Source organism: Acinetobacter tjernbergiae DSM 14971 = CIP 107465, from assembly GCF_000374425.1.
Classification (GTDB): Bacteria; Pseudomonadota; Gammaproteobacteria; order Pseudomonadales; family Moraxellaceae; genus Acinetobacter; species Acinetobacter tjernbergiae.
The window spans coordinates 173,312-198,963 of sequence record NZ_KB894356.1 but is presented as its reverse complement, the minus strand read 5'-3'; the positions used below and the strand labels follow the sequence as shown (position 1 = coordinate 198,963).

The following is a 25,652-nucleotide window of genomic DNA, read 5'->3' as shown; positions in this document are numbered from 1 at the left end:
ACTTGATTTAGTTGAAATACTAGTTACAATACAGACCAATTATCTAATCCGTTAATAACTCTTTGGTTCGTAAGTAAGGCATACATTATTAAGTAATGTGAATAAGACCCCAAAGCACCACAACAGTTTGCTGGCGACAATAGCAAGAGTGAACCACCTGATCCCTTCCCGAACTCAGAAGTGAAACCTCTTCGCGCTGATGGTAGTGTGGCGTTTGCCATGTGAGAGTAAGTCATCGCCAGCTTTTAAACTCTAACACCCCCAACCTAACGGTTGGGGGTGTTTTTTTATGTTTATATTACTAGTGATTTAGAAATCATTAACTTTCATTCTGAAATGCCATTCGCTATAAAGAGAATAGCAATCAGATATATCAAAATTTCTTAATATTCATATTAGATAATTTAATCATCCAATAAATCCATTTGTTTTGCGAGTTGGTATAAATTATTTGAGCGATTACCTGTGCGACAGAACATCAAGATCGGTTTTGGTAACTCATTATAATGGTTTGCAAATGTGCGAACATCTAGCTCTGTAATTTGGCCTGCAACAACAGGCTGATACACATAATCTAAGCCCGCATTACGTGCGGATTCTTCAATCTGCACACTCGTAGGTTGTTCAGAGCCACCTTCCATGTCAGGGCGATTATTGATAATAGATTTAAACCCTTTTTCAACGACTTGTTCTACATGTTCAGGGCCAATTTGACCTGCAAAACCAACATTTTCTGACATCTTGTCACTCCAAAAATAAACAAAACATTTTATGCTCTATCATAGCATTAAGCTCGATCTTGGGTTTAAATGTCTATAGCAAATAAATGATGATAAGTAATAATATAAAGCAATGGAGCGCGCATGCACACCTATACAGTTGAGCCGTTGTATGTTCCAAGTGATGATGAAACCATCGCTGCTGATTTTTATCTTCCCAAAACAAATATGAAACCTGCTGTGATTCTGATGGCTCATGGTTTTGCTGGATTGCGCCAATTCAAATTAGTTCAGTATGCACAACGCTTTGCTCAAGCAGGTTATGCGGTGATTTTATTTGATTATCGTTACTGGGGGGGGAGTACAGGTAAGCCTCGTGAATTGGTATCTTTGAGTGCGCAATTAGATGATTGGAAAACTATTGTTCAATATGCGTCGAACTGTAAGTTAATTGATAGCCGACGAATTATTCTTTGGGGAACTTCTTTAAGTGGTGGTTATGCTTTAAGTCTGGCAACTGATCTTAAAAATATTCAAGCCGTGATGGTACAAGTACCTTATGTCGATGGCGCTGAGACAGCCAAACTTTATCCCTTGCAGCGTTATCCAGAGGCCTTAAAGCGTTCTAGTCAGGATTACATGGGGTCTAAGATGGGGCTAGTGCCTAAAACCTTGCCTGTTGTGGATCAATATAAATTATGCTTTTTACCGACCTCAGATAGCTACTATGGTTATCACTCGATTGTAAATCCTGATTATTATTGGAGTGGTGAAGTTCCTGCACGTGTATTCTTTAACTTAATGCGCTACCGTCCGATTCAGTTTGTACGCAAAATTAATATCCCTGTTTTATTTATCGCGGCTAAGCACGATACTCTAATTCCAATAGAATCAAGCCGTGAAGCAGCGACCAATATTGCGCCATTTGTGAGCTATTATGAATGGGAGATGAAACATTTTGATATTTATCACGGTTCTTGGTTTGAAAAAGCAGTCACAACCCAATTAGAATTTTTACATCAACATATTGGAGTGATGTAAATGATTATTGTCTGTGCATCATGTGGTGCAAAAAATCGTGTACCTGAAGAAAAATTGGCAGTTCATCCAAATTGTGGGCAATGCCATCAAGCATTGTTAACTTTAGCGCCAATTGAATTAAATGAACAAAATTTTAGTCATTTCATTAGCAATTCTGATCTACCTGTATTGATTGATCTTTGGGCGGAATGGTGTGGTCCATGTAAGATGATGGCACCACATTTTGCTCAGGTTGCAAAGCAAAATCCTTATGTAATTTTTGCAAAAATTGACACCGAAGCCAATCCACGTTTAAGTGCTGCGTTTAATGTTCGCAGCATTCCGACCTTAGTCTTAATGAATAAAACCACTGAATTGGCGAGAATGAGTGGGGCATTACGCGCACCTGAGTTACAACAATGGTTAGATCAGCAATTACAGCAACATCAAGGACATTAATATGACGGATCGTTCAAATCATCCAGAAGGGGTTTTATCCTTACAAAACATTGCGATGCCAGCAGATACGAACTGGAGTGGCGATGTCTTTGGGGGATGGATTGTATCTCAGATGGATTTAGCTGGAGCGATTCATGTTGAACGTTTTAGTAAAGGTCGTTGTGCAACGATTGCAATTAATGAAATGACTTTTCTCGTTCCAGTTAAAGTTGGTAACGTGATTAGTTGTTATACCAAAGTGTTGAAAGTAGGAAATACTTCGGTACAGGTGCAAATTGAAGTATGGAATAGTCATGATGATTCTCGTGCCCCTATTCTCATTACTCAAGGTGTTTTCACTTTTGTCGCTGTAGATGTAAATGGGAATAAGCGACAGATATCAGAACAAATTAAGCAAGAGTTTTTAGCAAATTAAGCAATAAAAATAAAGCCCAAATAGATTTGGGCTTTATTTTTTTATGATTCAAAATCACTTTTTACGTTTTGGTAACCAAGCCCAAAGCATTTGGCATTGGATAGGTTGGTTACCAGAATCATCAATTACCGTTACTGGAATCAATAACTCGCCTTTGTCATTTTCGGCAATAAACTTCTGTTGATCTGCTGATAAGGTTGCTGTTGCAGTTAAACCGCCTTGTGCAACTTTTAAATAATCGACATGTAGGGATTTAATCAACAAGATACGATCATCAGGAATATGCAAACCTGTTAAAAAACCTGTTGCAGTTTCAGCCAACAAAGCCATTGCTGCTGCATGAACACCTTTAATATGATTTTGCATATTACGTTGGTTTTCAATACGAACAGTGACATGATCTTTATCGACTTCTAAATAGCGAATATTCGCTGTCCCTACCATCGGAACAATACGACCAAAAGCTGTACTCCATAGCGTACTACGGATGCCTTTGGGAAATTTAGAAGTCGTTTTAACCAACGTATAAAGACGGTTATCTTTTGCCATAGTGAACCTATTGCTTAGTCTTTGAAATTATTAAATTGAAGTGGCAGACCAAATTGTTGTTCACGTAAAAAGTTCATGACTTGTTGTAACGTATCGCGCTTTTTATCTGTGACACGGATTTTGTCTCCTTGAATAGAAGATTGCGCTTTGATACCGCTTTCTTTAATGGCTTTATTAATTTTTTTTGCAGTATCTGAGTCAAGTCCATCTTTTAGCTTGATTACTTGAACTACATTTTTACCTGAAGCGGTTGCCTTTTGTGGGTCTAAAGCTTGAATGTCAATTTTACGTTTAAAGAAGTGGTTTTCAAGCATGCTATAGACTTGTTCGCATTGGAAATCACTTTCAGTTGAAATTTTGATTTCCTTATTTTTTTCATTTAACTCGATTGAAACGTCTTGTCCACGAAAGTCAAAACGTGTTGCAATCTCTTTTTCTGTATTTTGTACAGCATGATTGACTTCAAATAACTCTAATTCAGAAACAATATCAAAAGAAGGCATGGTTAGACCTTTACAAAGGGAAAGAATATCTGAGATGCTAAGGGTGTTTTCTTCATTTGCCAAGTGTTGTTTACATCTAAAGGAGTGTGCAATGATCCGTAAACAAGAAATTACAACATTTGAGTTCCCAGAGGGTGCCATCATTTGGGATGTCCGAGATACCAGAGCGTATACAGAGGCTCATGTCAAAGGGGCGGTGAATCGCCCAATTGCTGAAATCACTGTGGATAGTTTGACTCAAGTTGCAACGGATCAGCCGATTTATATTCTATGTGGTGGCGGTAGCAAAGCACCTCGTGCAGCAGAAATCCTAGACAGTCTTGATGGTTCTCGTGAATATGTTGTACTCATGGGTGGCACACGTGCAGCACGTGATGCAGGCTTTGCTTTAGAACAGGGCGCTTAATTCACTCGAAAATTTGCCAAAATACTTGTGGGTATTTTGGCAAAGTAAAATGTTTAGATTTAAATGATATTAAAAATAAAAATTAAGCTGAAAAATACGGTTTTTTGATTTTGACTTTCTTTTGGAATCGTTGAGGATTCAACTTATCCAATAAGTTTTGTGGCACTGGACAAAGCTCACCTAAGATCAACGCCGCTAAAATTTCACTACACAATGGCGCAAATAAGAAGCCTTTGGAACCTAAGCCTGCAAAAGTATAAATGTCATCCGTATTTTGTATTTTCCCAACCAAAGGAAAGTAATCCAAACTTTGGGCACGCACAGAAGCTCGCCCTTGCCATGTATCTACAGATGGGAGTTGTTCGGCGTAGGTCGGAAAAACACTGTGGATAAGTTCATAGTTATGCACATGGTCTTCTCTTAAGATTTCGGTATCATCACGATTGGGATAAAAAGATGCGCCCAATATCAATTGTGATGTATCCAGTTGCATACAGTAGCCACCATAACTATAGGCTTGATTGAGCACTAGAGGATGCTTGGTATTTTCAACCCAGCTCACTTGTCCACGAATCGGTTTTAGTACAGGATAATTTTCAAATAATTCAGCACTTTGCTTGGCACAACAGACAATTACATGATCTGCTTTGGCAATACTTTGTTGGTCTTGCCAGAGCATCGTTTGGTTTTTAATTGATTCTAAGCGAGAAATTTTTGCTTTTTTTATGTTGATATTTGGATGTTGCAAAATTTCGTCACGAAGCTGATGAGGGGAAACTGCACCTGCTTCATGTAAGGTCAGACTTGGAAGCTCTGTTTCAGGAAAGCATTCAAGCGTTGTATTTACAGTTAAAACGTTTTCAGGATATTGCTCAACCAGTCCTAGCAGTTCATCTGCATTTTTTAATGCAATCTGCTGTACTTGAATTGGTCTAAATGCTTTGAAACGGGAATAAAAATTCAACGCATGTTGCCAACTCAAGGTCATCAAGTGTTCATGTGCCTGTTCAATCGGGCATAACTTTGGATTGAGCAACGCCAGCGGATTGCCAGAAGCACCTGAAAGCGGCTCATTTTGCTCGTAGATCGTGACTTGATGCCCTCGTTGAGCAAATGCCCATGCCGAGCTTAAACCTGCGATTCCTGCGCCAATAATCGCAATCTGTCGCTGTGCCGCTGTTGAGCTTGCTGTTTCAGATTCATTTTGAATCGTTATGTCTTGCTTCGAATCGGGAGTATCTGTTTCTTCTAGTTCGGGAGTATCTGTTTCTTCTAGTGAAGCATTTCGCCAAATGGCTTTGAGCATTTCTCGTTTATGACCAAAACCGCGTGGACGACTGATTTGAATGCCGTGTTGTTTAAGCCCACGTTTTAAAATGCCTGCGACACTAAATGATGCGAAAGTCGTCCCAAAGTCAGATAGACGTACAATGTGATTTAATACATTTTCTTGCCACATATCAGGGTTACAAGAGGGTGCAAAGCCATCGAGAAACCATGCATTCACTGCTTGGGTTTTGGGGATACTTGGGAAAATATCTTGGGCATCACCTAGCCATAAATCAATGCTAAAGCGTTCATCAGGAAAGCTTAAACGATGACAGCCTGCGATCGGTAATGGATATTGTTCAATTAATTTTTTTGCGAAAGGTTTGAGTTCAGTCCAGACATTCAGTGCGCGGATCAGGTCTGCTTTACTGAGAGGGAATTTTTCTACACTGATCACATGTAAATGGCTATGATTATTTGGGCGTATTTGTTGCCACAGTTGCCATAGCGTCAGAATATTTAACCCAGTCCCAAAGCCTGTTTCACCGACACAGAAATATTGATAATTATTTAGTTGAGAAAGACGTTCAGTTAAATCATTGCCATTTAAAAATACATGGCGGGTTTCAAGCAAACCATTATCTTTGGAAAAGTAGACATCGCCGAATTGTTTGGAAATGGGAACTTCAATACCATCGACCAGTTCCCAGTCCAATTCAGCAGTTTGTAATTTTGATAAGTGAGACATAAATAAAAGCTTGAGTTCTTACCACTGACGACGACGTTTAGTGTAAACATAACTGGCAATAAAGAAACCGAGAATCACACCAACAGCAATGGTCATAGCACCGTATAAAAACATTTGTGCGCTACGTTCGCTTTGTAAAACCTGCACTTGTACGATTAAGCTATCATTTTTTAGCTGTAATTCTTGGTTCTGAGAAAGTGCTTCCAAGTTAGCGTGTTCAAGTTGTTTCAAACGATTGGCCTGATCTTGAATAAGCGCTTTAACTTTGGCTTCTTGCTGCTGTTTGGCTTTGGCAATTTGTTCCGCAGTTAAGGGTTTTGCTGTCGCTATCGGATTGGTTGCAGTTGCTGTTGAAGTCGGTTTAGGTTGTACTACAGCCGTTGTTGGAGCAGTAGGTGTTGTTGGTTCAACGGCCCATGCTGGTGAACTCAGTAAACACAAAGCGAAAAAGCTTTTGACTACAACGTGCATGATTTACCCTTTTGGAAAAGCTTTGTTGAAAGGTTTAACGTCAATTTTCTCGTAAATCCCTTCTTTTAAAAATGGCTCTTCCTGAATCCATTCATCTAATGCTTCACGGTTATCAAATTCAACAATAATCGTACTGCCTAAAAAGCCTGCTTGTGGATCATTCGGATCTTTAGGATGCGCACCTGCGGCGACTAAACGTCCTTCATCATCCAATTTTTGCAATCGTTCAACATGTTGTGGACGAGTTGCTAAACGCTTTTCAAGCGTACCTTCACGATCAGTACAAGTCAGGACAAAATAAGGCATAGTCGTTGCTCAATGATTCAAAATTTAGTCAGTCGTTTTAAAATTCTTTCTACAGAAAAAGAGTATAGCAGCAAGGTAACTGATGGAAACGATAATATCGCCGAAAGCGGTGAATTCACCCCAATATTTACCTTGCATATAAACAAAACCAAAGAAGAAATGTAATGTAGCGAGTAAAAAGAATTGTCCACACCATGCCAAGTTTAATCGCATCCAACCTTGATGACTTAATTCGAGTAATGAACCGAGAAGTTTTTTAATAATTGGGGTGCGTTCTTTATTAAATAATGGCGTGACGAGGAAGCCTATTCCGATACCGACATTGATGATGATCGCTTTCATTTTAATGTAAGTCACATCACTGAAGACGAGTGTGATTCCACCAAAAATCACAGACATTACAACAATAAACCATTGCATTTTTTCCAGTTTAAATTTCTGAAAAAAGAATAAACAACCGTAAACGACCAGGGTTGAAATGAGTAGGGCGCAGGTTGCAACAAGGATATGATTTTGGTCAGTATTTCCAGCACTACCAACAAGCTCTAATAAAGGATGGTGACTATCTTTTGGATCAGTGGTTTTATAAAAATAAAAGAAGATAATAATCGGCAGATAGTCGAGCAACGCTTTCATGTTACAGTACGATGATGAAATAGGTCAGATAGCATAATACAAACCATGTTCGGTGTCGATTTACATACTCATACTCTCATTTCAGATGGTACTTATTCTCCTGAGCAATTGGTGCAAGCAGCTTTTGACTTAAAAATACATACACTTGCGGTCACTGATCATGACACGATGGACGGTTTAAGTCGTGCTAAAAACTATGCTCAAGATTATGATATTAAAATAATTTCTGGTACAGAAATATCCAGCCAATGGTCACGACCGAATACCAAAAAGAGTTATGGTGTACATATTGTGGCACTGAATATGCAAGATGAAGCACCGATAAGAGAAATGCTTGAAAATCAGAAAAAAGTCCGTGCTGAGCGTGCCAAAGTCATCTGTAGCTTATTAGAAAAATGTATTGATTTTGATATTTATCCTGATGTGGTTGCCAAAGTCGATGGGCAAGCAGATCGTGTAACACGAACGCATATCGCCAAAGTATTGGTAGAGAAAAATATTGTCAGTCGTCCGCAACAAGCATTTGACCGTTTTCTTAAAGAGGGTAAAAAGGCTTTTGTGAAATTTGATGGCATTGGACTCAAAGAAACTATTGATGTGATTCATGCGAGTCAAGGCTTCGCTGTTTTAGCACATCCAACACGTTATGATTTATCTGCTACTAATATCCGTTATTTGATTGAGTTATTTGCCGAATCGGGTGGAGATGCTGTTGAACTTCCTCCGAGTGTAGAACCCGCTTCAACACGTCAAATGGTCGATCGAATGATTGAGCAGTTTGATTTGGCTGTTTCGATTGGTAGTGATTTTCATGGTGAAAATATGCCGTGGATTAAACTGGGGAATACACCTAGAGTTAAAGAAGGGCAACGAGGTATTTGGGAAAGTTTTAGGTAAAATTTCAAAAATATTTGAAGTTTTTTCAATATAGAGGTTGGTATGGCATGTATTTGGCCGAGTGGAGACGACAAAATCATCTTAAGTATCGACTTTAATTTGATTGATTTTGCTGAGGTAAATAAGCTGCCATTGCATGAGTTTGATGATGATGGCTTAGGAAGAACAATAACAACTCATATATATGAAAAAGAAAACTTTCCTGTAGTTTTTATGAAGCATCTTCAAGCTCAAAAAGCGTATGTCGATATTCATATTGATAGTTCATGTATAAACATTAAAGAGTGGGAAGATCTTTTAATCGAGAAATATTTTAAGGGGTGTTTGGTTTATTTTAGGCTATCTGATCATAAGTTTTAGATCAGAGCATATGATCTTTATGTATAGAGTATGCTCTGTTCTCTAAGTTCAAAATTATTATCTACAATAAATTATGATCATGTGCTTGAATCGGTGGAGGGGTTGGGCGACCTAAAGTTCCCAGTAACTCAATTTCAATTGAACGCACCATCGCATCTAAAGGCAAATCATTGCTTTGTGTTCCAAATGGCTCTTCAATTTCGGTACTTAAAGCATCTAATCCCAAAAATGTATAAGCCAAAATTCCAACTAAAAGCGGTGTCACTAAACCTAATAAAGACCCTAAGCTAAACGGCAGCATAAAACAGAAAAAATACACAGTACGATTCAGTAAAACAGAGTATGCAAATGGGATCGGGGTATTGGCAATACGATCGCAACCTGTTTGCATTTCACTTAATGCAGCAACATGACGATTCATTTGGGTATAAATAATATCTGATATTTCACCTTCTTTCATGGCTTGTAATAGTTCCCATTGAATCAGGCTTAAAGTGTATTGTGGTGCATTATGTTGCTGATAAAGTTGAGTTAGGGCCTGTTGGCTTAAACCGCTGGTTTCTGTGAGTTCAGTTGGATTGGCTGTTTGATGACGCAAACGATCACGCAGCACATTCGCAAATACAATCACATTTTGAATAATACGTTCACGGCGAGCCTGCGTTAATACACGACAGTCACGATCAAAATGACGTGACGTTGCGATCAAAACCCCCCAAAGCTTACGTGCTTCCCACCAACGGTCATAACAAGCGGTATTCTTAAAACCTAAGAAGATTGAAAGCACAACCCCGATCAGTGTAAAGCCAACCAAAGGAATTTCTGGAAAGCGATAGAGATCTATGTACTCAACCCCTCCAATAATGGCGGAGATGAGCATGACGAAACCGAGAGAGGGTAAAATTTTAGGTAAAATCGTCCCCCGCCATGAGAATAAAACTTTAAAAATACTCGGTTGATCACGGACAATCATGTTATTTGAATCATTAATTTTATATGTTGATGTTCAGGTTAGATTTGGGCTTTGTCAAGATGAGATTACTTGATTTTAGTGGGGTTGAGGAGTTGTTGTTCAGAAAATGAAAAATGATCTTCTGCTGAAATAATAAAATGATCAATCAGATTAATTTCCAATAGCTTACAGGCTTGTTTGAGTTGGTGGGTCAGATAAATATCTTCTACTGAGGGGTGAGCAATGCCATAGGGATAGTTATGTGCAACCACAATTTGGCAGGCTTGTTGTTGTAAGGCATAGCGTAAGGTTTGATTCAGCGAAACACTACATGAATGGTGTGAACCATAGAATAGTTTTTTGAAATGGAGCTTTCTGAGTTCAGCATCTAAACAAAGTACCGCAAAAACTTCCTGCTTTTCACCTTGTAGTTCGTAGCGCAAATAATCCAATACCAGTGTTGATGTATCTAGGCATAAACGTTGTTGATGAAAATAGTTGTGTAGATAACGCCGTCCAAGTTCTTTAACCGCCATGAGTTGGGCATATTTGGTAGACGCAATTCCATTAAATTGGGATAAGTCTTCAAGTGATGCATCAAAAATTGGATTCAATCCACCAAAATGTTGAATCAAAATCCGAGAAAGTTCCACTGCCGAATGTTGTTTTGAGCCTGAGCGTAGAAAAATAGCCAATAGTTCTGCATCAGATAGGCTTTGTGTGCCTTGTAATAATAAACGTTCGCGTGGGCGTTCTTGTTCAGGCCATGCTTTGATAGATTGTCTTATTGATTGATTCATTTTTATTCACGTAATTTTTTTATGATGATGATTTTTCCAAGTGCATCACTTGGGTATGACCGTATTTAATGCTATTGTGAGCGCCACTGCAACAGTAAGGTATCCTGTTTGTGAGCTTCGATCTCAGTGTTATTCCACATAAAAACATTATATTAGCGGTTACAGGTGGTATTGCTGCCTATAAAAGTGCGATTTTAGTCCGTCGTTTAAAAGACTTTGGTTTTGATGTCCGTGTCGTGATGACGCATGGCGCACAAGCATTTATTACCCCGCTGACTTTTCAAGCACTTTCAGGAAATCCTGTACATACCGAATTGCTTAATCCTGAAGCAGAAGCAGGCATGGGACATATCGAATTGGCACGTTGGGCTGATCTGATTCTCGTTGCACCTGCAAGTTGTGACAGCATTGCAAAATTTGCCAATGGTCTGGCTGATGATCTATTAAGCACTTTATATTTAGCAACCAAAGCACCTGTTTGGGTTGCGCCAGCTATGAATCAGCAAATGTGGGCAGCGAAAGCCACTCAGCGTAATCTGCAAACCTTAGTTGAAGATGGTGTGCATGTGATTATGCCTGATGCGGGCGAGCAAGCATGTGGTGATGTTGGCTTAGGGCGTATGCCTGAGCCTGAAGACTTAGCACGTCAAGTTGCCGCTTATTTTCATAAAGCACAACGTGCGATTGCTGAAAAATTTGGTTTGTTGGCAGGTAAACGAGTCACGATCACTGCGGGGCCAACCCGAGAAGCAATTGATCCTGTTCGTTATATTTCCAATCATAGTACAGGTAAAATGGGCTTTTCACTGGCAGCAGCTTGTTATGCAGCAGGTGCCAAAGTGACCTTGGTTGCAGGCCCAGTCAGTTTGGATACACCGAATGGTGTGCAACGAATTAATGTCAGCTCTGCTATGCAAATGCTCGATGTCAGTATGAATCAGCTCAAAGAGGGCTGTGACATCTTTATTGCAACTGCGGCGGTTGCCGATTATCGCGTTGCTCAAGTCGCAGAACATAAGATTAAAAAAGCAGGTGATGAGCTTGCCGTTTCCTTGGTGAAGAACCCTGATATTGTGGCGACCATTGCTGAGCAACAACAACGTCCATTTATGGTGGGTTTTGCGGCTGAAACACAAAATGTGGAGCAATATGCAGCAGGAAAATTAGTCGCTAAAAAACTGGATATGATTGCTTGTAATGACGTGTCACGTCCAGATATTGGTTTTGCTTCAGATGAAAATGCGATGACGGTTTTCTTTGCGCAGTCCTACCATATGGAAAAGCGTGAACTAGAGAAAGCTTCAAAACAGGAAATCTCACAGCAATTGGTTGAAGCAATTCACGATGCTTTAGTGCATCCATGATCAGTCAATCGATGAATCGTGATGTAAGATCACGATTCATTTTTAGATTTACATAGATAAAACCACGCGAAGCCACCGATAAGAATGGCACAAATACAGCTATAAAAAATCACTGAATAGGGAATTAGACCGAGTAAGGGATTTTTCAAAATCCATGGATAAAACCAATAAACATCATGGTGCATGAATGCATCTAAGAAAATGTGACTAAAACTGCCGATATAAGCACTGATCGCCGCTGTTCTCCATGAAATGCTCCAATTTCTATCGTTTAAAATGGATCGTAATAGCCATTGACTGATGGGTTTACCGATCAGGAGAGCAATACTACCTATGAGAGTCGCACCCATTAAATTATGTGTATATAGGTGTAAATATTGCCAGCCATAGATCAAACCCAATAAAGGTTCGATATCCATTAAAAACTGTGTACCTGCAAAAATCATCATGCTAAATCGTTGTTGACCAATTGCTTTACAACAACTGCCAATTCCTAAGTGTAAAGGTGTGATCGGCATTTTGTTCTCTCTTATTCTTGTGATTTAGATGTGTGACATCATAAAGCAGGGCAGTAACGTTATGAATAACATCTTCTACAGAACAGATCATGGAGTGTGTGATTAAAATATCTACATCCTATGACTGCACACATATCCTTTTATTAAAATGCAACGAACTGATTGCATTTTTTATGTATGCTAAAGCAGCGTAACAATCATATGCATTCGAGCTAACATTCGATGTCTTCGCATATGATCAATCAACCCTAGCCACAGTTTTTGATAGGATATCCTGATGATTAAAAAAACTTTAGCCACCGTTATGATGTTGTCTTCTTTTGCGTTTAGCAGCACCGTTATGGCTGCTGGTCTATCTGATGATATGAAAGCATTAGGTAAAAACTATAAAGCGTTTAACCAAGCTGAAAACCCACAAGCGGCGACAACGGCTTTAAATAATATGCGTACTGCCGCAGTGCATTCAAAACAATATAAATTGGCAGCGAATACGACGGATAAAGTTGCAACTTCAAGCGCCTTATTTGATCAAATTATTGTTGAGATTGATAAGGCTAAAGTGCTTGTGCAAGCAGGTAAATTAGATGAAGCGAAGAAACAAGGCAAAAAAATTGCTGAGTTACGTGATCAAGGGCATAAATACTACACGCACTGATCTTATTATCAGATTCAGCATTGCTAGAGTTATTGATTGGCGATCTCGTGTGATCGGCTAAAGTGGTTTTGTGATCTTTATATAAAAAGCTGCGCTTAAATGAGGGCAGCTTTTTTATGTATGGTTGATGGTTGAGCATACACAGGTTAGATTGAGCATGATTCAGATTTTCACTGCATTCTAAAATTGATACAGTGAAAATGTGAATGATGAGAGGTGGTCTATGTCCTCACAGCAACATTATCAACGGATTGCTCAAGCAATTACTTATATTCAGCAAAATTTTCAGCAGCAGCCACAACTTGATGAGGTGGCAGCTCATATTCATTTGAGTCCAGCTCATTTCCAGCGTTTGTTTACGGAATGGGTGGGGACAAGTCCCAAGAAGTTTTTGCAATATACCAGTATTGAATATGCCAAGCAGATTTTGAAACAAGAACAGGGCAGTGTTTTTGATGCAACCTTTGCCACAGGTTTATCGAGTACCAGTCGATTACACGATCTTTTTCTTCAAATTGAAGGAATGACGCCTGCTGAATATAAAAATGGTGGTGCAGCTTTAACAATTTTTTATCAATTTGCAGAAACTTTGTTTGGTGAAGTCTTGGTCGCTTCAACATCCAAGGGAATTTGTGCTTTAACATTTGTGGAAAATCCAACAGAAGCTTTGCAGCATTTAAAAGCACAATTTCCTAAAGCAATGTTTATTGCTCAATCAGATTCACTGCAACAAAGTGCTTTAGCCCTGTTTCAGACAGATCACAATCAATTGGCTAAAATTAAATTACATTTAAAAGGGACAGCGTTTCAGTTGAAGGTTTGGCAATCTTTACTCAAAATTCCAATGGGGCAACTCACCACTTATGGAGAGCTTGCAAAATCGATTGATCATCCTAAAGCTGCACGTGCGGTGGGTACTGCAATTGGTAGTAATCCGATTGCTTTCTTGATCCCATGCCATCGTGTGATTCAAGCTACAGGTGCATTAGGTGGATATGAGTGGGGACAAGTGAGGAAAACGGCAATGATTGCATGGGAGGGTGTTCATAGTCATGCAGCTATTTGATATTGAAGCTGATCCAACGCATAACTATTTACCTTATGATGGTACTGTACAGTATTATGGAAAAGTCATTCAGCAGTTTGCGGCAGATGATTATTTTGACAAGCTCATGCAGAATATTGCATGGGAAAATGATCAGGCAATCATTTTTGGGCGAAAAATAATCACCAAAAGAAAAGTGGCTTGGTATGGTGATCAGGCATTTGAATATACCTATTCAAATATCAATAAATACGCGTTGCCTTGGACAAAAGAATTACTCGAATTAAAGGTACTTGTCGAAAGCTTAACAGGTGAATTATTCAACTCATGTCTGCTCAATCTTTATCACACAGGTGAAGAAGGTATGGCTTGGCATAGTGATGATGAAATAGATCTTAAAACAGATGGTGCAATCGCTTCACTGAGTTTCGGTGCAGAACGGAAGTTTGCTTTTAAACATAAACAGAGCAAAGAAAAAGTTGAGTTGTATTTAGAACATGGCAGTTTATTGGTGATGAAAGATACGACCCAAAGCCACTGGTTGCATCGTTTACCACCAACCAAGAAGATCAGTACAGCACGGATTAATCTAACGTTTAGAACGATTGTCAATTGATGAACTAACAATAAAAAAGGACTGAAAAATCAGTCCTTTTTAACTCATCCCACCTTGCGCTGCTACAGTCACAGCTCCCTCTCTTTGTTAAAGAGGGGGGAGAGGAGATTATTTATGCTTGACCTTGTACGTCTGCATCCGCTTGTAAACGTTGCATGTTTGCTTCGAACTCAGCATCAAAGTTAATTGGTGTAAGTAACAATTGTGGGAAGCTACCCTTAGTGACTAAGTCATTTACAGACTCACGTAAGAAAGGGAACAAGATATTTGGGCAATACGCACCTAAGATGTAAGGAAGACGGTCTTCTTCGACACTATCAATAAGGAAAATACCTGATTGAGTTACATCAACGATGAACGCAGTTTCATTTTCATTATTTGCTTGAACCACAACTTTTAGAGACACTTCATAGTGTGTCGGATCAATTTTTTCTGCTGAAGAAGATAAATTGATGTTGAGTTCTGGCTGCCATTGTTTGGTAAATACTTGTGCACCAGGAACCTCAAAAGAAATGTCTTTTGTATAAATACGTTCTAACGCGAGTTGTGGTTGAACTTGTTCTTCGCTCATTGTTTTTCCTTAAATCTTGGAGTGTTGTTAAGCTAATAATTGGTCGAGTTTACCTTCACGCTCTAAAGCATAAAGTTGATCAAAACCACCGATAAATTGATCTTTGATAAAAATTTGAGGCACAGTACGATGATTGGTACGTTGCATTAACTCAATACGAACTTCAGGGGCTTCGTTGGAAAGATTAATTTCTTTATAAGCAACGCCTTTACGCTCCAATAATTGTTTTGCGCGTACGCAATATGGGCAAGAAAGCGTTGAATAAATTGTGACGTTTGAGGTTGTCATTTCATCTCTCCTTAAGCTTTGGTTTTGCTTTTCACTAAAGGTAAGCCTTGAGCTTTCCAGTTGCTAATACCACCATCTAAACGATAGCTGTCAGCATGCGCAACTTTTTGCAATGCAGAGCCAGCAACTTGCCCTAAGTTACAAATAAAAACCAACGGACGATCACTTGCTTTTAACTCATCAACATGACTAGTGATTTGGCTGTATGGAATGTTGCGACTACCACTGATATGACCATCACGGAAATCTTTTGCATCACGTAAATCGATCAAAATCGCATTTTTTGCTTTCACCAAAATACCGAGTGATTGTGGTGAAATTTTACGACCATTGCGTTGCCCTTCTAAAATAAAGAACAACACAACTAATACGCCGAGCGCACCAAACAAGAAGGGGTGATTCCCCATAAACTCTAACCAGCGTTCCACAAGTCACCTAAAGTTAAAATCAAAATTGATCCTGAGTATAACTTATCTCTATGGTGATCAAAAATCTTAGTTCAAGGGCAAAACTTCAAGAAAACTAACTTTTTTGCTGTGCTTCCTGAATTTCATCCAACAAACGCAGATAGCTGTCTAAGCGACGTGGTAAAACTTCACCTGCGTCAACGGCTTGTTTTAAGGCGCAATTTTTTTCATGGGTATGGGTGCAGTTACGGAACTGGCACAGTCCTAAATGTGCTTCGATATCAGGAAAACCAGTCCGAACTTTCTCTAAGCTGAGATGCCAAAGTCCAAATTCACGAATACCAGGGGAATCAATTAATGCACCATTTGTTCCAAATTTGATCAAACGGGTTGAGGTTGTCGTATGCTGACCGAGTGCTGAGTTCTCAGAAATGATATTGGTTTTCTGAGCTGCATCAGGAACAATGGTATTAATGAGTGAGCTTTTTCCAACACCAGACTGTCCAACGAAAGCCACTGTTTCGTTATCTAAGCGTGCCGAAAGTGCCGATAAGTCACCTTGAGAATGGCAAATCAGTGTTTCATAACCCAATGCTTCATATTCACTAAGTAGCGTCAGAATTGGATCATTTTCGGTGAGTAAGTCTGATTTATTCAGTACCAATAAGGCTGGAATATTGGCATCGGCACAGGCAACTAGATAGCGGTCAATCAATGTTGGTGCAGGCTCTGGCAAAGGCGCGAATACAATCACGATCAAACTAATATTAGCTGCAACTGGTTTGACTTTGTGATAACGATCAGGGCGAGTCAACAATGATTGTCTTGGATAAATCGCCGTAATAATGCCTAAACCTGTGTTCGGATCAGCTTGCCATTTGACGCGATCACCTGTAACCAAGAGTTCTAAATTGGTGCGAGTATGACAGCGCCAAATGCTGTCTAATGCGATTGGTTTCCAGAAAGGTTCTGGTTCACCTTCAGCGATCTGTGGTTTTTCAGGATGCTGTTCAGGCACAGATAAAGCTTGTACTTCGAGTTGGCGACCATAATGCTGAACAACCAGTCCATCTAGATCTTGTGATGTATCAATGTCGTCTTGACGTGATTTATGCTGTTTCTCAATACGACGTTGCTGTTGTTCGGTTAAACGACGCTTACGAATTAAAGCCATTCATGTCCCAAAAATCCACACTTTGAAGATCGCAAAAATAGCATGAAGCCAGCATAGAATTACAGCCAAGATGTAATTAATTTGCTACTATTGATGTTTTTAAGCCCTTTAGAATCGCTATTTATGAGCAGCACCCCAGATACACGATTAATTTGGATTGACCTTGAAATGACAGGTCTTGATACTGATAACGACAAGATTATTGAAATCGCAACAATTATTACAGACGACAACCTTAATATTTTAGCTGAAGGGCCTGTTTTAGCTGTCCATCAATCTGATCTCATTTTAAATGCAATGGATGAGTGGAATACCAAGCAACATGGGCAGTCTGGTTTGGTTGAGCGTGTACGCCGTAGTAAATTAAAGGCACAAGATGTAGAACAGCAAACACTTGAGTTCTTAAAAAAGTGGGTGAATCCAAAATCATCGCCAATGTGTGGTAACTCAATTTGCCAAGACCGCCGTTTCTTGCATCGTTTAATGCCAGAGCTTGAGCAATTCTTCCATTATCGTAATTTAGATGTTTCTTCAGTAAAAGAATTAGCAAAACGCTGGAGACCTGAAATTATGAGCGGTTTAAAGAAAAATGCATCGCATTTGGCGATGGATGATATCCGTGACTCAATTGCTGAATTAAAATACTATCGTCAATACTTTTTTATCATGAATGATTAAACCTCATACTTGATAGAAATTAAAGGAGCTGAAACAAGCTCCTTTTTTTAATGAATGTAAAAAATATTGGGCTTGAGCAAAAAATATCATAAACTCAATTTTTTATTTGCCTACTATAAAAAAGAGAGCTTATATGCAAAGTAATAATCCTATTTTAACTCGGGTTGAAACCTATAGTAATTTATCCGAGCCTATGACCATTCAAGGTGCGATTCAAAAGTCAGTGGTATTGACAGTGATTGCAGCCGCATTGGGAATGGCACTATTTTTATATTGTGCGATTACCGCGAATCTTTCAATTGCTTATGCTGCAACGATCATTGGTGCAATTGGTGGTCTTATTCTCGCTTTGATTACGACGTTTAAGTCAAATACCGCACCTGCATTAGCGATTCCTTATGCTTTATTTGAAGGCGCATTTTTAGGTGGTGTATCTTTTATTTTTCAATTGAAATATCCAGGCGTTCCTTTACAAGCTTTGCTTGCGACTTTTGTGACAACCTTAGTTTTATTTGCGTTGTATAAATTCCAAATTATTCGTGCGACTGAAAAATTTAAGGCAATTGTAATTTCAGCTTCTATTGCGATTGCTTTAGTTTTTGTTGTGCAAATCATTTTACGTTTGATCTTTGGTTCAAGTATTCCTTATATTTTTGAAAGCAATTGGTTAGGCATCGGTTTTGCTGCATTTGTTGCAGTAATTGCATCACTTAATCTGATTTTAGATTTTGATCTTATTGAAAATGCAGCAGCACAACGCGCCCCTAAAGCATTTGAATGGGTCTGTGCGATTGCTTTACTTGCGACTTTAGTGTGGATGTATTATTCATTCTTGCGTTTATTGAGTCTGTTACGTGGTGATGATTAAGTTCTGATTCAAGTAAAAATACACATCGCTTTCATTTGAAGGCGATTTTTTTATGCAAGATTGTAAAAAAGATGGATTATGCAATTCCGAAAAATTAGGAATGTTGGCATGATGTGGTGAAAATTTTTCGAGTGAGAATAAGATGTCACAAGGACTTTTAGCTGGTAAGCGTTTTTTAATTGCTGGTATTGCAAGTAAATTATCAATTGCTTTCGGTATTGCGGCAGCATTACACCGTGAAGGCGCAGAGTTAGCATTTACTTATCCAAATGAAAAGCTAAAAAAGCGTGTTGATGACTTTGCAGCACAGTTTGGTTCAACCCTCGTTTTCCCTTGTGATGTAGCAATTGATGCAGAAATTGACAATACTTTTGTTGAGTTGGCAAAACACTGGGATGGTTTAGATGGTGTTGTGCATTCGATTGGTTTTGCACCTGCACATACGCTAGATGGTGACTTTACCGACGTGACGGATCGTGACGGTTTTAAAATTGCACATGACATTAGTGCGTATAGTTTTGTTGCGATGGCACGTGCGGCTAAACCTTTATTACAAGCACGTAAAGGTTGTTTATTGACCTTGACTTATCAAGGTTCTGAGCGTGTGATGCCAAACTACAACGTGATGGGTATGGCAAAAGCATCTTTGGAAGCGGGTGTTCGTTATTTAGCACTAAGCTTAGGTAAAGAGGGGATTCGTGTGAATGCGATCTCTGCGGGTCCAATCCGCACTTTGGCGGCATCTGGAATTAAATCATTCCGTAAAATGTTAGATGCCAATGAAAAGATCGCTCCATTACAACGTAATGTAACGATTGAAGAAGTGGGTAATGCCGCATTGTTCCTTTGCTCACCGTGGGCTTCGGGTATTACTGGTGAAATCATGTATGTTGATGGTGGCTTTAATACCGTAGGTATGAGCCAGTCAATGATGGATGATGAATAATTAGATTGATTTAAATTATTTGATAAAGCCGCTTTTATAGCGGCTTTGTTTTTGAAAGTAGTTGAATTTTAAAACTATTAGGTCGTTAGCCTTGAATAACTTGTTATGTGTCTATAGTGTTGGGTAAACAACTTTTTGATGGTTTTCTCCTGATGCATCTGACCAAATTAGGCGAATTGCATGCTTTCTCTTAGTTCCCATGTGCACGCCTGCAATTAGTTCAACTGATTGATAGGTTTCAAGCATTTCTAGAGGAAATTTCTCATCAATTTCTGATTGTATAAGAATGTTATTTTCTTCTGGAAATTCAATTCTAACGTGCGTTGCACAGGCTGTTCCTTTATTCCATATCTTCAGTCTATATTTGTTGCTGCCTAACTTGATAAATGAGGCACCTAAATCAGCCTTTTTGGAGTTTTCAGCTTCGTTCGACTCTTTTTCTAGAAGTAAATTATTAAGCTTTTCTTGACTCTCAATTAGTGATTGCTGGCGTTTGTTGAACTTCAAAGTAATCCATGTGGCATAGCCGGAAAGCAATAACGCCATTCCAGCTATGCAATCTGCTGCTTCTACAGTAAATGCCATTACTTTATCCTAATATTCTTACTGCCTTTAAAGGCTTTCTTCAAGGACTCGCGAAGGTGTTTGGCAATGTCATCGGTTACATTCTTGCCAATCTCTTTTACATGCTCGCTTATATTTTCGCTGTTCTCATGAATTAGCTCATCTTTTGTGACTTCTCGCCCACAAGAAGCACATTTAGCTATTTCGATGGTTTCATCAACGCCATTCTCAAATGAAAACTGAGAGCAGCCACAAGTAGGACATAACAAGTTTATGTTTCGGTTGTAATTTTTATTTTTCATGGGCTGAATCCTAATCTTACTGGCACATATCTAGAGCTATACGGTCGACTTACCACATAACCAAAACGAAAATTCCATATAAGCGATTTCAATCTTTTTAGATACAATTATATTTTGATCAGCATATAAAACAGTAAGATTTACGTCAATGCATAAATTTTATGAGTAAAATCAAAAGTTCTCAGCTCATTAAAAATGAGCCAAAAACTTTAAGCGAGTAAATAATAGTAACTTGTAAGCTATTGTTTTGGCAGTTCTTTCACAGGACTTCCGCCAAGTGCTTGCATTAATGTCACATACGCATTGTATTGATTCTGCTTGGTTTCAACTAAGCTGAGTCGTGCATTGCGTGTGGTCTCTTGAGCATCAAGTAAATTCTTTAATGCAATCGCACCATTGCGATAACGCACTTCAGTTAAGCGTTCGGTTTTATCTGCTAACTCGACATTACGTTGCTGTAACTGTACTTGTTGATTTAGTTGTGTTCGATTTGATAATGCATTTTCAACATCAGCAAAGGCTTGATATAAAGTTTGACGATACTGTGTAATCGCTTTCTCATATTCAAGATCACTGATTTCAATATTCTTTTTCATATCATTATATTGCAGGAAAGGTAGGCTTAAACTCGCCCCCAATGTTAAAGAAGGATTCTTTAATAATTGAGTGAGTGAGGTACTCGAAGAACCTAAACTGCCTGTAAGGTTAATCGATGGATAATAACTCGCTTTAGTTGCATCTTTAGTGGCTAAAGTTTTGCGTAGGCGCAATTCTGAAGCTTGTAAGTCTGGGCGACGCGATAAAATATCCGCAGGTAAACCTACAGCGATATTCGGTAAAGCATTTCGTGGTAGCTGTTTCGGCTCTTGAATATTCAATTGCTGAATAGGTTGATGCAACAATACCGCAATGGCAGTACGTGCTTCGACTCGTTGTTGCTCAATTTGGCTCAGACTGGCTTTTTGGCTTTGTACCGATTGTTCAGCTTGGGTGAGGTCCAAACCAGATACCGCACCTGCTTTATATTGTGATTGCACCAAAGCATAAATCTTTTGGGTCGAGCTTAAGTTTTGCTGAATGGTTTGATAACGTTCATTCAAATAGCCAAGTTGCCAATATAGCTTTGCTGTTGTACCAACCAGACTTTGTGCGGTAGCTTGCAAGTCTTGCTCACTGGCTAAGGCTTCCCAACGGCTTGCTTCGGTTTGATTGGCGAGCTTGCCAAATAAATCGAGTTCATAGCTGACGCCAACACTGGTCGATAAACCACGATCACTTCCATTGCCTGAACGGAGGTCATAGTTATGACCTGTGGAAACACTCGAACTGGTACGAATGCCTTGTTTATTTTCAGCCAAGCCTGCTTGTAATCGAGCTTGTTGAAGGGTAATTCCTGAAACAGTTAAGTCACTATTTTTAGCCAAAACCTGCTCGACCAATTGATTCAACTGAGCATCATTAAACAGTGTCCACCACTGATCAGTTAGATTCACATTCTTATTTTTTTGCATATCGTATTGGAACTGTTGTGACACTTGAATTGTTGGTGCGTTATAGGGTGTTTTGACGACAGCAGAACAGCCAACGAGTGTTGTGCTGAGACAAAGTGCAAGTGCGATTTTATGTTGTTTGAATAACATTGATCGTCATTCCTTTAATAATTTGAAAAATATTATCGTCTTGATCTATTCTTAAAAATCCTTCCCAATCTCCTTTGAAAAAAGGAGGAATTCCCCTCTTTTAAAAAGAGGGGGTAGGGGGAGATTTTTATTCTCTCGCTAAAGCAGCAACTGGATCGAGTTGTGCTGCATTTCGTGCTGGCAAGAAGCCAAATACAATACCGATCAGACTAGAACAGACAAAAGCCGCTATGATTGAGGTGGTTGAATAACTCATCTCAATGATGCCTTTGGCAAAGTGTCCGATGATTTGTCCAATCCCTAAGGAGAGCAGGACACCCAGTACACCACCTAATAAGCAGACTAAAACTGCTTCAATCAGAAATTGCTGCAAAATATCGCTTTGTCGTGCGCCAACCGCCATACGTACCCCAATCTCTTGGGTTCGTTCAGTCACAGAGACCAACATAATGTTCATCACGCCAATTCCACCAACCACAAGAGAAATCACGGCGATTGCAGAAATTAACAGGGTCATTGTGGCTGTGGTTTGCTGAATCGTCTCACGGATACTGTCAGAGTTCTGAGTAAAAACATCTTGTGCACCGTGACGTTGCTCAAGTAGGGTCAGGATGGCATTTTCAGCCGCGCTACTTGGGTATTCATCCTTAATACGAACAATGATGCTACGAACATTGGATTGCCCCAACATGCGACTCATCACCGTTGAATAGGGTAAATAAACATTCAAGCTGTCAGAACTACCCATGAAGCCTTGTTGAGCATCAATCACGCCGATGATTCGACTTGGTACACTGCCTAAGAGCAGTACTTGACCAACAGGATTAGTACCATCTGCAAAGAAAGTCTTTTCAGTATTGGTATCAATCACCACATCTTGCGCACGTTGTGTGACGCTGTCTTTATCGAAAGCTTGTCCCGACTTAAAGGCCATGCCTTTGACATAGAAAAAATCAGCACTGACACCATTTACGGTTGCCGATGCTTCGGTATCTTTGTAGCGTAGCGTCACACTGGTATTGGCAGATGGACTGACCCCATCGACATAAGGTTGTTCAGCTAGTGCATCCGCATCGGCAGGCACTAGAGTTTTCACTTGGGAGGCACGTGAATTGTCACCAAAGCCACGCCCCTGATAAACGCTAATGGTGTTAGTACCTAAACTACTGATATTTTCTAAAATCTGCTTTTGTGAGCCATTCCCAAGCGCCACCACCGAGACCACGGATGCAATCCCGATAATAATTCCGAGCATAGTTAAAAAAGTCCGCATGCGGTGTGCATTCATGGCAAGCAGTGCCATGCGGAATGCTTCACCGAGACGATCAAAGAAAGAACGCCAAGCCGAGGTTTTCTTTTGTGGTGAGCGTTGCAGGGTTTGATGTTCTAAATCGGTATCTGCATTTTCAGGTACGTTGGCACGGTCTGAAATAATATTACCGTCACTGATCTCGATAATACGGGTCGCATTTTTGGCAACATTGAGATCGTGCGTGACCAGAATAATGGTATGGCCTTTGGCATTCAGCTCACGCAAAATGCGCATCACTTCGACACCGCTATTCTTATCTAATGCACCTGTGGGTTCATCGGCAAGAATCACATCACCGCCATTCATCAAGGCACGGGCAATCGAAACACGTTGTTGCTGACCGCCTGAAAGTTGGCTAGGGCGATGATGTAAACGTTCTTCGAGTCCAAGTTCTGAGAGTAGCTCAGCAGAACGTTGTTGACGGAGTTGGCTGTCCACACCTGCGTAAATCGCAGGAACTTCGACATTACCTGCGGCGCTTAAATCACCAAGCAAATGATAACGTTGGAAAATAAAGCCAAAATATTCACGGCGAAGTTGTGCTAGTTCATCTGCTTCGAGTAGACGTGTTTCTCGACCACTGACTTGATAGCTGCCTGCCGTTGGTTTATCCAAGCAACCCAAAATATTCATGAGGGTCGATTTACCTGAGCCTGATTGCCCGACGATTGCAACCAGTTCACCGGCATAAATTTTTAAATTAATGCCTTTGAGGATTTGTACTGTACCTTCACCCGCAGGAAATTCACGAGTAAGGTTGCTGACTTCAAGTAATGGTTGTGAAGAACGTATTTGATCTTGGGTCATATTACATTCTCATTGCACGTTGATTGCTACGTTTTGCTGATTCGTTTGAGCTATCAGTTGCATCTGCAATCACCACTTGATCACCTTGTTTCAAACCTCTAAGCACTTGTGCAGTAACACGATTGTTAAGGCCGATTAACACAGGTTGAGGTTGAGCAGTTCCATCCGCTTGTAACACACGAACCATGCCTGTGGATGCTTTACCTTGAGCAATTAAGGCTTTTTCAGCTTCAGTCAAATCGAGACGTTTCGGTTGTTGCATTTTTTGAGTATCGGTAGTTTTCGCTTGATTTGCCGCCGTTGAATTATTGCTATTGTCTTTTTTGTTTGAACGTTTGCTTTGTATCGCAGCAGCAGGGATCGTCAGCACATTTTTCGCTTCAGCTAAAACAATATACACCTGTGCAGTCATATCAATACGCAATTTACCATCTTCATTTGGAACATCAAACAAAGCATTGTAATACACGGCTGTGCTTGATGAAGATGAACTGGTATTGGTTGTTTCGGTGTTAATTGAGTTTGGTGCAGGCTCAACTTGACGTAGCTGTGCGTAATGTTTTTTATCGCTATTGCCTAATGTGGTGAAGTAAACCGTTTGACCTTTTTCAACCTTCATGACATCGGCTTCAGAAATTTGAGCCTTAATTGTCATCGTATCTAATTTCGCCAATTTCACAATCGTTGGTGCGGTTTGATTGGCATTCACCGTTTGACCTTCTTCGGTCACAATGGCAACTACTGTCCCATCCATCGGTGCAACAATACGGGTATAACCTAAATTCTCTTGCGCAGTTGCGAGGGTTAAATGAGATTGCTCAATTTGTGCATTGATTGCTGCAATTTGCGCTTGTGCTGTTTTAAAGTTTGCTAGGGCTGTTTCAAGTTCTGCACGTGAAGTTGCATCTTGGCTAAACATGGCTTGTTGACGTTTATATTCAGCCTCGACTTTGGCTAGATTGGCTTGTTGTACCGCCAGTTGTGCCTGTTGATTTTGAATATTGGCTTTGGCTGTTTTCAACTCATTTTCTTGGCGAATCGAGTCGATTTGCGCAATCAGTTGACCTTGTTTGACTTGGTCGCCTAACTGTACATACATTTTTTTCACTTGACCTGAAACCTGTGCGCCGACGCTGACCATTTTGGTTGCTTCAAGCACACCTGTTGCCAATACTGAATTTTCAATATCACCTTTAGAAACTTCAGCACTAATATATTGTGGCGCTTGATCTTTAGGTTTAAAGAAGAACCATGCAACGGCTGCAATAATCGCGACACCGATAGCGATCATTATTATTTTACTGAATGGTATTTTTTTAGAACTTGTTTTTGGCATGGCAACAGATCAAAAATTGGAAACTGTAGCTAGTATAAAAGCGAAATGAGG

At 39.7% G+C, this 25,652-nt stretch carries 32 protein-coding genes and 1 rRNA gene; 14 read left to right on the top strand and 19 right to left on the bottom strand.

All coding sequences use genetic code 11. From position 1 onward, the window contains the following. Nucleotides 1-129 precede the first annotated feature (129 nt). Nucleotides 130-244, top strand: a 5S ribosomal RNA gene (gene rrf, locus C502_RS0104625). A 160-nt stretch (nt 245-404) separates the two neighbouring features. Here the strand turns inward: rrf and C502_RS0104620 are convergent. Next, nucleotides 405-740, bottom strand: a complete 336-nt coding sequence (locus C502_RS0104620; RefSeq protein WP_018677680.1) for a protein tyrosine phosphatase family protein — start codon at nt 738-740, stop codon at nt 405-407. A 123-nt stretch (nt 741-863) separates the two neighbouring features. Between C502_RS0104620 and C502_RS0104615 the strand changes: the two genes are divergently transcribed. Genes C502_RS0104615 through C502_RS0104605 form a run of 3 tightly spaced genes read left to right on the top strand, consistent with a single transcriptional unit; the run spans nt 864 to nt 2,613 of the window. After that, on the top strand, nt 864-1,760 hold the full coding sequence (locus tag C502_RS0104615) for an alpha/beta hydrolase (RefSeq protein WP_018677679.1): 897 nt from the start codon (nt 864-866) through the stop codon (nt 1,758-1,760). Continuing rightward, a complete protein-coding gene (gene trxC / locus C502_RS0104610; protein ID WP_018677678.1) occupies nt 1,761-2,198 on the top strand; it encodes a thioredoxin TrxC in 438 nt (145 codons plus the stop codon). A 1-nt stretch (nt 2,199) separates the two neighbouring features. Further along, entirely contained in the window at nt 2,200-2,613 is a 414-nt protein-coding gene (locus C502_RS0104605; RefSeq protein ID WP_018677677.1) for an acyl-CoA thioesterase, read from the top strand. 54 nt (nt 2,614-2,667) lie between these two features. On the opposite strand, the gene C502_RS0104600 is transcribed toward C502_RS0104605, so the two are convergent. Further along, a complete protein-coding gene (locus C502_RS0104600) occupies nt 2,668-3,162 on the bottom strand; it encodes a DUF4442 domain-containing protein (protein WP_018677676.1) in 495 nt (164 codons plus the stop codon). 14 nt (nt 3,163-3,176) lie between these two features. After that, nucleotides 3,177-3,665 carry a YajQ family cyclic di-GMP-binding protein gene (locus tag C502_RS0104595; protein ID WP_005051404.1) on the bottom strand — a complete coding sequence of 163 codons (489 nt, stop codon included), beginning with the start codon at nt 3,663-3,665 and terminating at the stop codon, nt 3,177-3,179. 91 nt (nt 3,666-3,756) lie between these two features. Between C502_RS0104595 and C502_RS0104590 the strand changes: the two genes are divergently transcribed. Continuing rightward, entirely contained in the window at nt 3,757-4,071 is a 315-nt protein-coding gene (locus C502_RS0104590; protein WP_018677675.1) for a rhodanese-like domain-containing protein, read from the top strand. 82 nt (nt 4,072-4,153) lie between these two features. On the opposite strand, the gene mnmC is transcribed toward C502_RS0104590, so the two are convergent. The 4 genes from mnmC to C502_RS0104570 are packed head-to-tail and all read right to left on the bottom strand — an operon-like array spanning nt 4,154 to nt 7,501. Then, nucleotides 4,154-6,088, bottom strand: a complete 1,935-nt coding sequence (gene mnmC / locus C502_RS0104585) for an FAD-dependent 5-carboxymethylaminomethyl-2-thiouridine(34) oxidoreductase MnmC (RefSeq protein ID WP_018677674.1) — start codon at nt 6,086-6,088, stop codon at nt 4,154-4,156. Nucleotides 6,089-6,106: 18 nt separating this feature from the next. Further along, nucleotides 6,107-6,559, bottom strand: a complete 453-nt coding sequence (locus tag C502_RS0104580) for a hypothetical protein (RefSeq protein ID WP_018677673.1) — start codon at nt 6,557-6,559, stop codon at nt 6,107-6,109. A 3-nt stretch (nt 6,560-6,562) separates the two neighbouring features. Then, nucleotides 6,563-6,865, bottom strand: coding sequence for a YciI family protein (locus tag C502_RS0104575; RefSeq protein ID WP_018677672.1), 303 nt, complete (start codon nt 6,863-6,865; stop codon nt 6,563-6,565). Between the two features lie 24 nt (nt 6,866-6,889). Continuing rightward, nucleotides 6,890-7,501, bottom strand: a complete 612-nt coding sequence (locus C502_RS0104570) for a septation protein IspZ (protein ID WP_018677671.1) — start codon at nt 7,499-7,501, stop codon at nt 6,890-6,892. A 45-nt stretch (nt 7,502-7,546) separates the two neighbouring features. On the opposite strand from C502_RS0104570, the gene C502_RS0104565 reads away from it, so the two are divergent. After that, nucleotides 7,547-8,398, top strand: a complete 852-nt coding sequence (locus C502_RS0104565; RefSeq protein ID WP_018677670.1) for a PHP domain-containing protein — start codon at nt 7,547-7,549, stop codon at nt 8,396-8,398. Nucleotides 8,399-8,440: 42 nt separating this feature from the next. Then, on the top strand, nt 8,441-8,758 hold the full coding sequence (locus C502_RS0104560) for a hypothetical protein (RefSeq protein ID WP_018677669.1): 318 nt from the start codon (nt 8,441-8,443) through the stop codon (nt 8,756-8,758). Between the two features lie 61 nt (nt 8,759-8,819). Here the strand turns inward: C502_RS0104560 and C502_RS0104555 are convergent, their stop codons facing one another. Both C502_RS0104555 and radC read right to left on the bottom strand, forming a co-directional pair. Next, nucleotides 8,820-9,731, bottom strand: a complete 912-nt coding sequence (locus tag C502_RS0104555) for a bestrophin family protein (protein ID WP_018677668.1) — start codon at nt 9,729-9,731, stop codon at nt 8,820-8,822. A gap of 65 nt (nt 9,732-9,796) precedes the next feature. After that, on the bottom strand, nt 9,797-10,510 hold the full coding sequence (gene radC, locus C502_RS0104550) for a RadC family protein (protein ID WP_018677667.1): 714 nt from the start codon (nt 10,508-10,510) through the stop codon (nt 9,797-9,799). Nucleotides 10,511-10,620: 110 nt separating this feature from the next. Between radC and coaBC the strand changes: the two genes are divergently transcribed. Next, nucleotides 10,621-11,874 (top strand): bifunctional phosphopantothenoylcysteine decarboxylase/phosphopantothenate--cysteine ligase CoaBC, encoded by a 1,254-nt coding sequence (coaBC, locus tag C502_RS0104545; protein ID WP_018677666.1) that lies wholly within the window; start codon nt 10,621-10,623, stop codon nt 11,872-11,874. 29 nt (nt 11,875-11,903) lie between these two features. On the opposite strand, the gene C502_RS0104540 is transcribed toward coaBC, so the two are convergent. Then, nucleotides 11,904-12,392 (bottom strand): metal-dependent hydrolase, encoded by a 489-nt coding sequence (locus C502_RS0104540; protein WP_018677665.1) that lies wholly within the window; start codon nt 12,390-12,392, stop codon nt 11,904-11,906. A gap of 277 nt (nt 12,393-12,669) precedes the next feature. On the opposite strand from C502_RS0104540, the gene C502_RS0104535 reads away from it, so the two are divergent. The 3 genes from C502_RS0104535 to C502_RS0104525 all read left to right on the top strand — a co-directional run bounded on the left by C502_RS0104535 (nt 12,670) and on the right by C502_RS0104525 (nt 14,708). Beyond that, nucleotides 12,670-13,047, top strand: a complete 378-nt coding sequence (locus C502_RS0104535) for a cytochrome b562 (RefSeq protein WP_018677664.1) — start codon at nt 12,670-12,672, stop codon at nt 13,045-13,047. Nucleotides 13,048-13,270: 223 nt separating this feature from the next. Beyond that, nucleotides 13,271-14,113, top strand: a complete 843-nt coding sequence (locus C502_RS0104530) for a bifunctional transcriptional activator/DNA repair enzyme AdaA (RefSeq protein ID WP_018677663.1) — start codon at nt 13,271-13,273, stop codon at nt 14,111-14,113. After that, nucleotides 14,100-14,708: an alpha-ketoglutarate-dependent dioxygenase AlkB family protein gene (locus C502_RS0104525; protein WP_018677662.1), complete on the top strand. Its 609-nt coding sequence runs from the start codon at nt 14,100-14,102 to the stop codon at nt 14,706-14,708. Before C502_RS0104530 ends, C502_RS0104525 begins: the two co-directional genes overlap by 14 nt. Before the next feature lie 112 nt (nt 14,709-14,820). Here C502_RS0104525 and secB read toward each other — a convergent pair whose 3' ends face one another. From secB to rsgA, 4 genes are all read right to left on the bottom strand, one after another. Further along, entirely contained in the window at nt 14,821-15,279 is a 459-nt protein-coding gene (secB, locus tag C502_RS0104520; protein WP_018677661.1) for a protein-export chaperone SecB, read from the bottom strand. 27 nt (nt 15,280-15,306) lie between these two features. Continuing rightward, nucleotides 15,307-15,567 carry a glutaredoxin 3 gene (gene grxC, locus C502_RS0104515; RefSeq protein WP_004664142.1) on the bottom strand — a complete coding sequence of 87 codons (261 nt, stop codon included), beginning with the start codon at nt 15,565-15,567 and terminating at the stop codon, nt 15,307-15,309. Between the two features lie 11 nt (nt 15,568-15,578). After that, nucleotides 15,579-15,995 carry a rhodanese-like domain-containing protein gene (locus C502_RS0104510; protein ID WP_023274712.1) on the bottom strand — a complete coding sequence of 139 codons (417 nt, stop codon included), beginning with the start codon at nt 15,993-15,995 and terminating at the stop codon, nt 15,579-15,581. Nucleotides 15,996-16,089: 94 nt separating this feature from the next. Then, nucleotides 16,090-17,148, bottom strand: coding sequence for a ribosome small subunit-dependent GTPase A (rsgA, locus tag C502_RS0104505; RefSeq protein ID WP_018677659.1), 1,059 nt, complete (start codon nt 17,146-17,148; stop codon nt 16,090-16,092). Between the two features lie 123 nt (nt 17,149-17,271). Between rsgA and orn the strand changes: the two genes are divergently transcribed. The 3 genes from orn (at nt 17,272) to C502_RS0104490 (ending at nt 19,640) form a co-directional block, all read left to right on the top strand. Beyond that, the gene (gene orn / locus C502_RS0104500) at nt 17,272-17,826 is read left to right on the top strand and encodes an oligoribonuclease (protein ID WP_026315739.1); all 555 of its coding nucleotides are present in this window, start codon (nt 17,272-17,274) and stop codon (nt 17,824-17,826) included. 133 nt (nt 17,827-17,959) lie between these two features. Beyond that, nucleotides 17,960-18,694, top strand: coding sequence for a Bax inhibitor-1/YccA family protein (locus C502_RS0104495; protein WP_018677657.1), 735 nt, complete (start codon nt 17,960-17,962; stop codon nt 18,692-18,694). A 142-nt stretch (nt 18,695-18,836) separates the two neighbouring features. Further along, nucleotides 18,837-19,640 carry an enoyl-ACP reductase FabI gene (locus C502_RS0104490; protein ID WP_018677656.1) on the top strand — a complete coding sequence of 268 codons (804 nt, stop codon included), beginning with the start codon at nt 18,837-18,839 and terminating at the stop codon, nt 19,638-19,640. A gap of 111 nt (nt 19,641-19,751) precedes the next feature. Here C502_RS0104490 and C502_RS0104485 read toward each other — a convergent pair whose 3' ends face one another. From C502_RS0104485 to C502_RS0104465, 5 genes are all read right to left on the bottom strand, one after another. Next, complete coding sequence (locus tag C502_RS0104485; RefSeq protein ID WP_018677655.1) at nt 19,752-20,225, bottom strand: hypothetical protein; 474 nt, start codon at nt 20,223-20,225, stop codon at nt 19,752-19,754. Beyond that, on the bottom strand, nt 20,225-20,506 hold the full coding sequence (locus C502_RS0104480) for an ECs_2282 family putative zinc-binding protein (protein ID WP_018677654.1): 282 nt from the start codon (nt 20,504-20,506) through the stop codon (nt 20,225-20,227). Before C502_RS0104480 ends, C502_RS0104485 begins: the two co-directional genes overlap by 1 nt. Before the next feature lie 239 nt (nt 20,507-20,745). After that, the gene (locus tag C502_RS0104475) at nt 20,746-22,146 is read right to left on the bottom strand and encodes an efflux transporter outer membrane subunit (protein ID WP_018677653.1); all 1,401 of its coding nucleotides are present in this window, start codon (nt 22,144-22,146) and stop codon (nt 20,746-20,748) included. A 127-nt stretch (nt 22,147-22,273) separates the two neighbouring features. Beyond that, nucleotides 22,274-24,265, bottom strand: coding sequence for a MacB family efflux pump subunit (locus C502_RS0104470; RefSeq protein ID WP_018677652.1), 1,992 nt, complete (start codon nt 24,263-24,265; stop codon nt 22,274-22,276). A 1-nt stretch (nt 24,266) separates the two neighbouring features. Beyond that, complete coding sequence (locus C502_RS0104465; RefSeq protein ID WP_026315737.1) at nt 24,267-25,601, bottom strand: MacA family efflux pump subunit; 1,335 nt, start codon at nt 25,599-25,601, stop codon at nt 24,267-24,269. Nucleotides 25,602-25,652: the final 51 nt, after the last annotated feature.

Bases quoted from the DNA above. Each gene is read 5' to 3' on its own strand.
- C502_RS0104530 (WP_018677663.1), top strand. From the start codon at position 13,271: ATGTCCTCACAGCAACATTATCAACGGATTGCTCAAGCAATTACTTAT.
- C502_RS0104480 (WP_018677654.1), bottom strand. From the start codon at position 20,506: ATGAAAAATAAAAATTACAACCGAAACATAAACTTGTTATGTCCTACT.
- C502_RS0104570 (WP_018677671.1), bottom strand. From the start codon at position 7,501: ATGAAAGCGTTGCTCGACTATCTGCCGATTATTATCTTCTTTTATTTT.
- C502_RS0104560 (WP_018677669.1), top strand. From the start codon at position 8,441: ATGGCATGTATTTGGCCGAGTGGAGACGACAAAATCATCTTAAGTATC.
- C502_RS0104465 (WP_026315737.1), bottom strand. From the start codon at position 25,601: ATGCCAAAAACAAGTTCTAAAAAAATACCATTCAGTAAAATAATAATG.
- secB (WP_018677661.1), bottom strand. From the start codon at position 15,279: ATGAGCGAAGAACAAGTTCAACCACAACTCGCGTTAGAACGTATTTAT.
- C502_RS0104540 (WP_018677665.1), bottom strand. From the start codon at position 12,392: ATGCCGATCACACCTTTACACTTAGGAATTGGCAGTTGTTGTAAAGCA.
- orn (WP_026315739.1), top strand. From the start codon at position 17,272: ATGAGCAGCACCCCAGATACACGATTAATTTGGATTGACCTTGAAATG.
- C502_RS0104495 (WP_018677657.1), top strand. From the start codon at position 17,960: ATGCAAAGTAATAATCCTATTTTAACTCGGGTTGAAACCTATAGTAAT.
- C502_RS0104535 (WP_018677664.1), top strand. From the start codon at position 12,670: ATGATTAAAAAAACTTTAGCCACCGTTATGATGTTGTCTTCTTTTGCG.
- C502_RS0104565 (WP_018677670.1), top strand. From the start codon at position 7,547: ATGTTCGGTGTCGATTTACATACTCATACTCTCATTTCAGATGGTACT.
- grxC (WP_004664142.1), bottom strand. From the start codon at position 15,567: ATGACAACCTCAAACGTCACAATTTATTCAACGCTTTCTTGCCCATAT.
- C502_RS0104615 (WP_018677679.1), top strand. From the start codon at position 864: ATGCACACCTATACAGTTGAGCCGTTGTATGTTCCAAGTGATGATGAA.
- C502_RS0104605 (WP_018677677.1), top strand. From the start codon at position 2,200: ATGACGGATCGTTCAAATCATCCAGAAGGGGTTTTATCCTTACAAAAC.
- C502_RS0104620 (WP_018677680.1), bottom strand. From the start codon at position 740: ATGTCAGAAAATGTTGGTTTTGCAGGTCAAATTGGCCCTGAACATGTA.
- C502_RS0104475 (WP_018677653.1), bottom strand. From the start codon at position 22,146: ATGTTATTCAAACAACATAAAATCGCACTTGCACTTTGTCTCAGCACA.
- C502_RS0104580 (WP_018677673.1), bottom strand. From the start codon at position 6,559: ATGCACGTTGTAGTCAAAAGCTTTTTCGCTTTGTGTTTACTGAGTTCA.
- C502_RS0104490 (WP_018677656.1), top strand. From the start codon at position 18,837: ATGTCACAAGGACTTTTAGCTGGTAAGCGTTTTTTAATTGCTGGTATT.
- C502_RS0104555 (WP_018677668.1), bottom strand. From the start codon at position 9,731: ATGATTGTCCGTGATCAACCGAGTATTTTTAAAGTTTTATTCTCATGG.
- mnmC (WP_018677674.1), bottom strand. From the start codon at position 6,088: ATGTCTCACTTATCAAAATTACAAACTGCTGAATTGGACTGGGAACTG.
- C502_RS0104485 (WP_018677655.1), bottom strand. From the start codon at position 20,225: ATGGCATTTACTGTAGAAGCAGCAGATTGCATAGCTGGAATGGCGTTA.
- trxC (WP_018677678.1), top strand. From the start codon at position 1,761: ATGATTATTGTCTGTGCATCATGTGGTGCAAAAAATCGTGTACCTGAA.
- C502_RS0104575 (WP_018677672.1), bottom strand. From the start codon at position 6,865: ATGCCTTATTTTGTCCTGACTTGTACTGATCGTGAAGGTACGCTTGAA.
- radC (WP_018677667.1), bottom strand. From the start codon at position 10,510: ATGAATCAATCAATAAGACAATCTATCAAAGCATGGCCTGAACAAGAA.
- C502_RS0104525 (WP_018677662.1), top strand. From the start codon at position 14,100: ATGCAGCTATTTGATATTGAAGCTGATCCAACGCATAACTATTTACCT.
- C502_RS0104590 (WP_018677675.1), top strand. From the start codon at position 3,757: ATGATCCGTAAACAAGAAATTACAACATTTGAGTTCCCAGAGGGTGCC.
- C502_RS0104595 (WP_005051404.1), bottom strand. From the start codon at position 3,665: ATGCCTTCTTTTGATATTGTTTCTGAATTAGAGTTATTTGAAGTCAAT.
- C502_RS0104600 (WP_018677676.1), bottom strand. From the start codon at position 3,162: ATGGCAAAAGATAACCGTCTTTATACGTTGGTTAAAACGACTTCTAAA.
- rsgA (WP_018677659.1), bottom strand. From the start codon at position 17,148: ATGGCTTTAATTCGTAAGCGTCGTTTAACCGAACAACAGCAACGTCGT.
- C502_RS0104470 (WP_018677652.1), bottom strand. From the start codon at position 24,265: ATGACCCAAGATCAAATACGTTCTTCACAACCATTACTTGAAGTCAGC.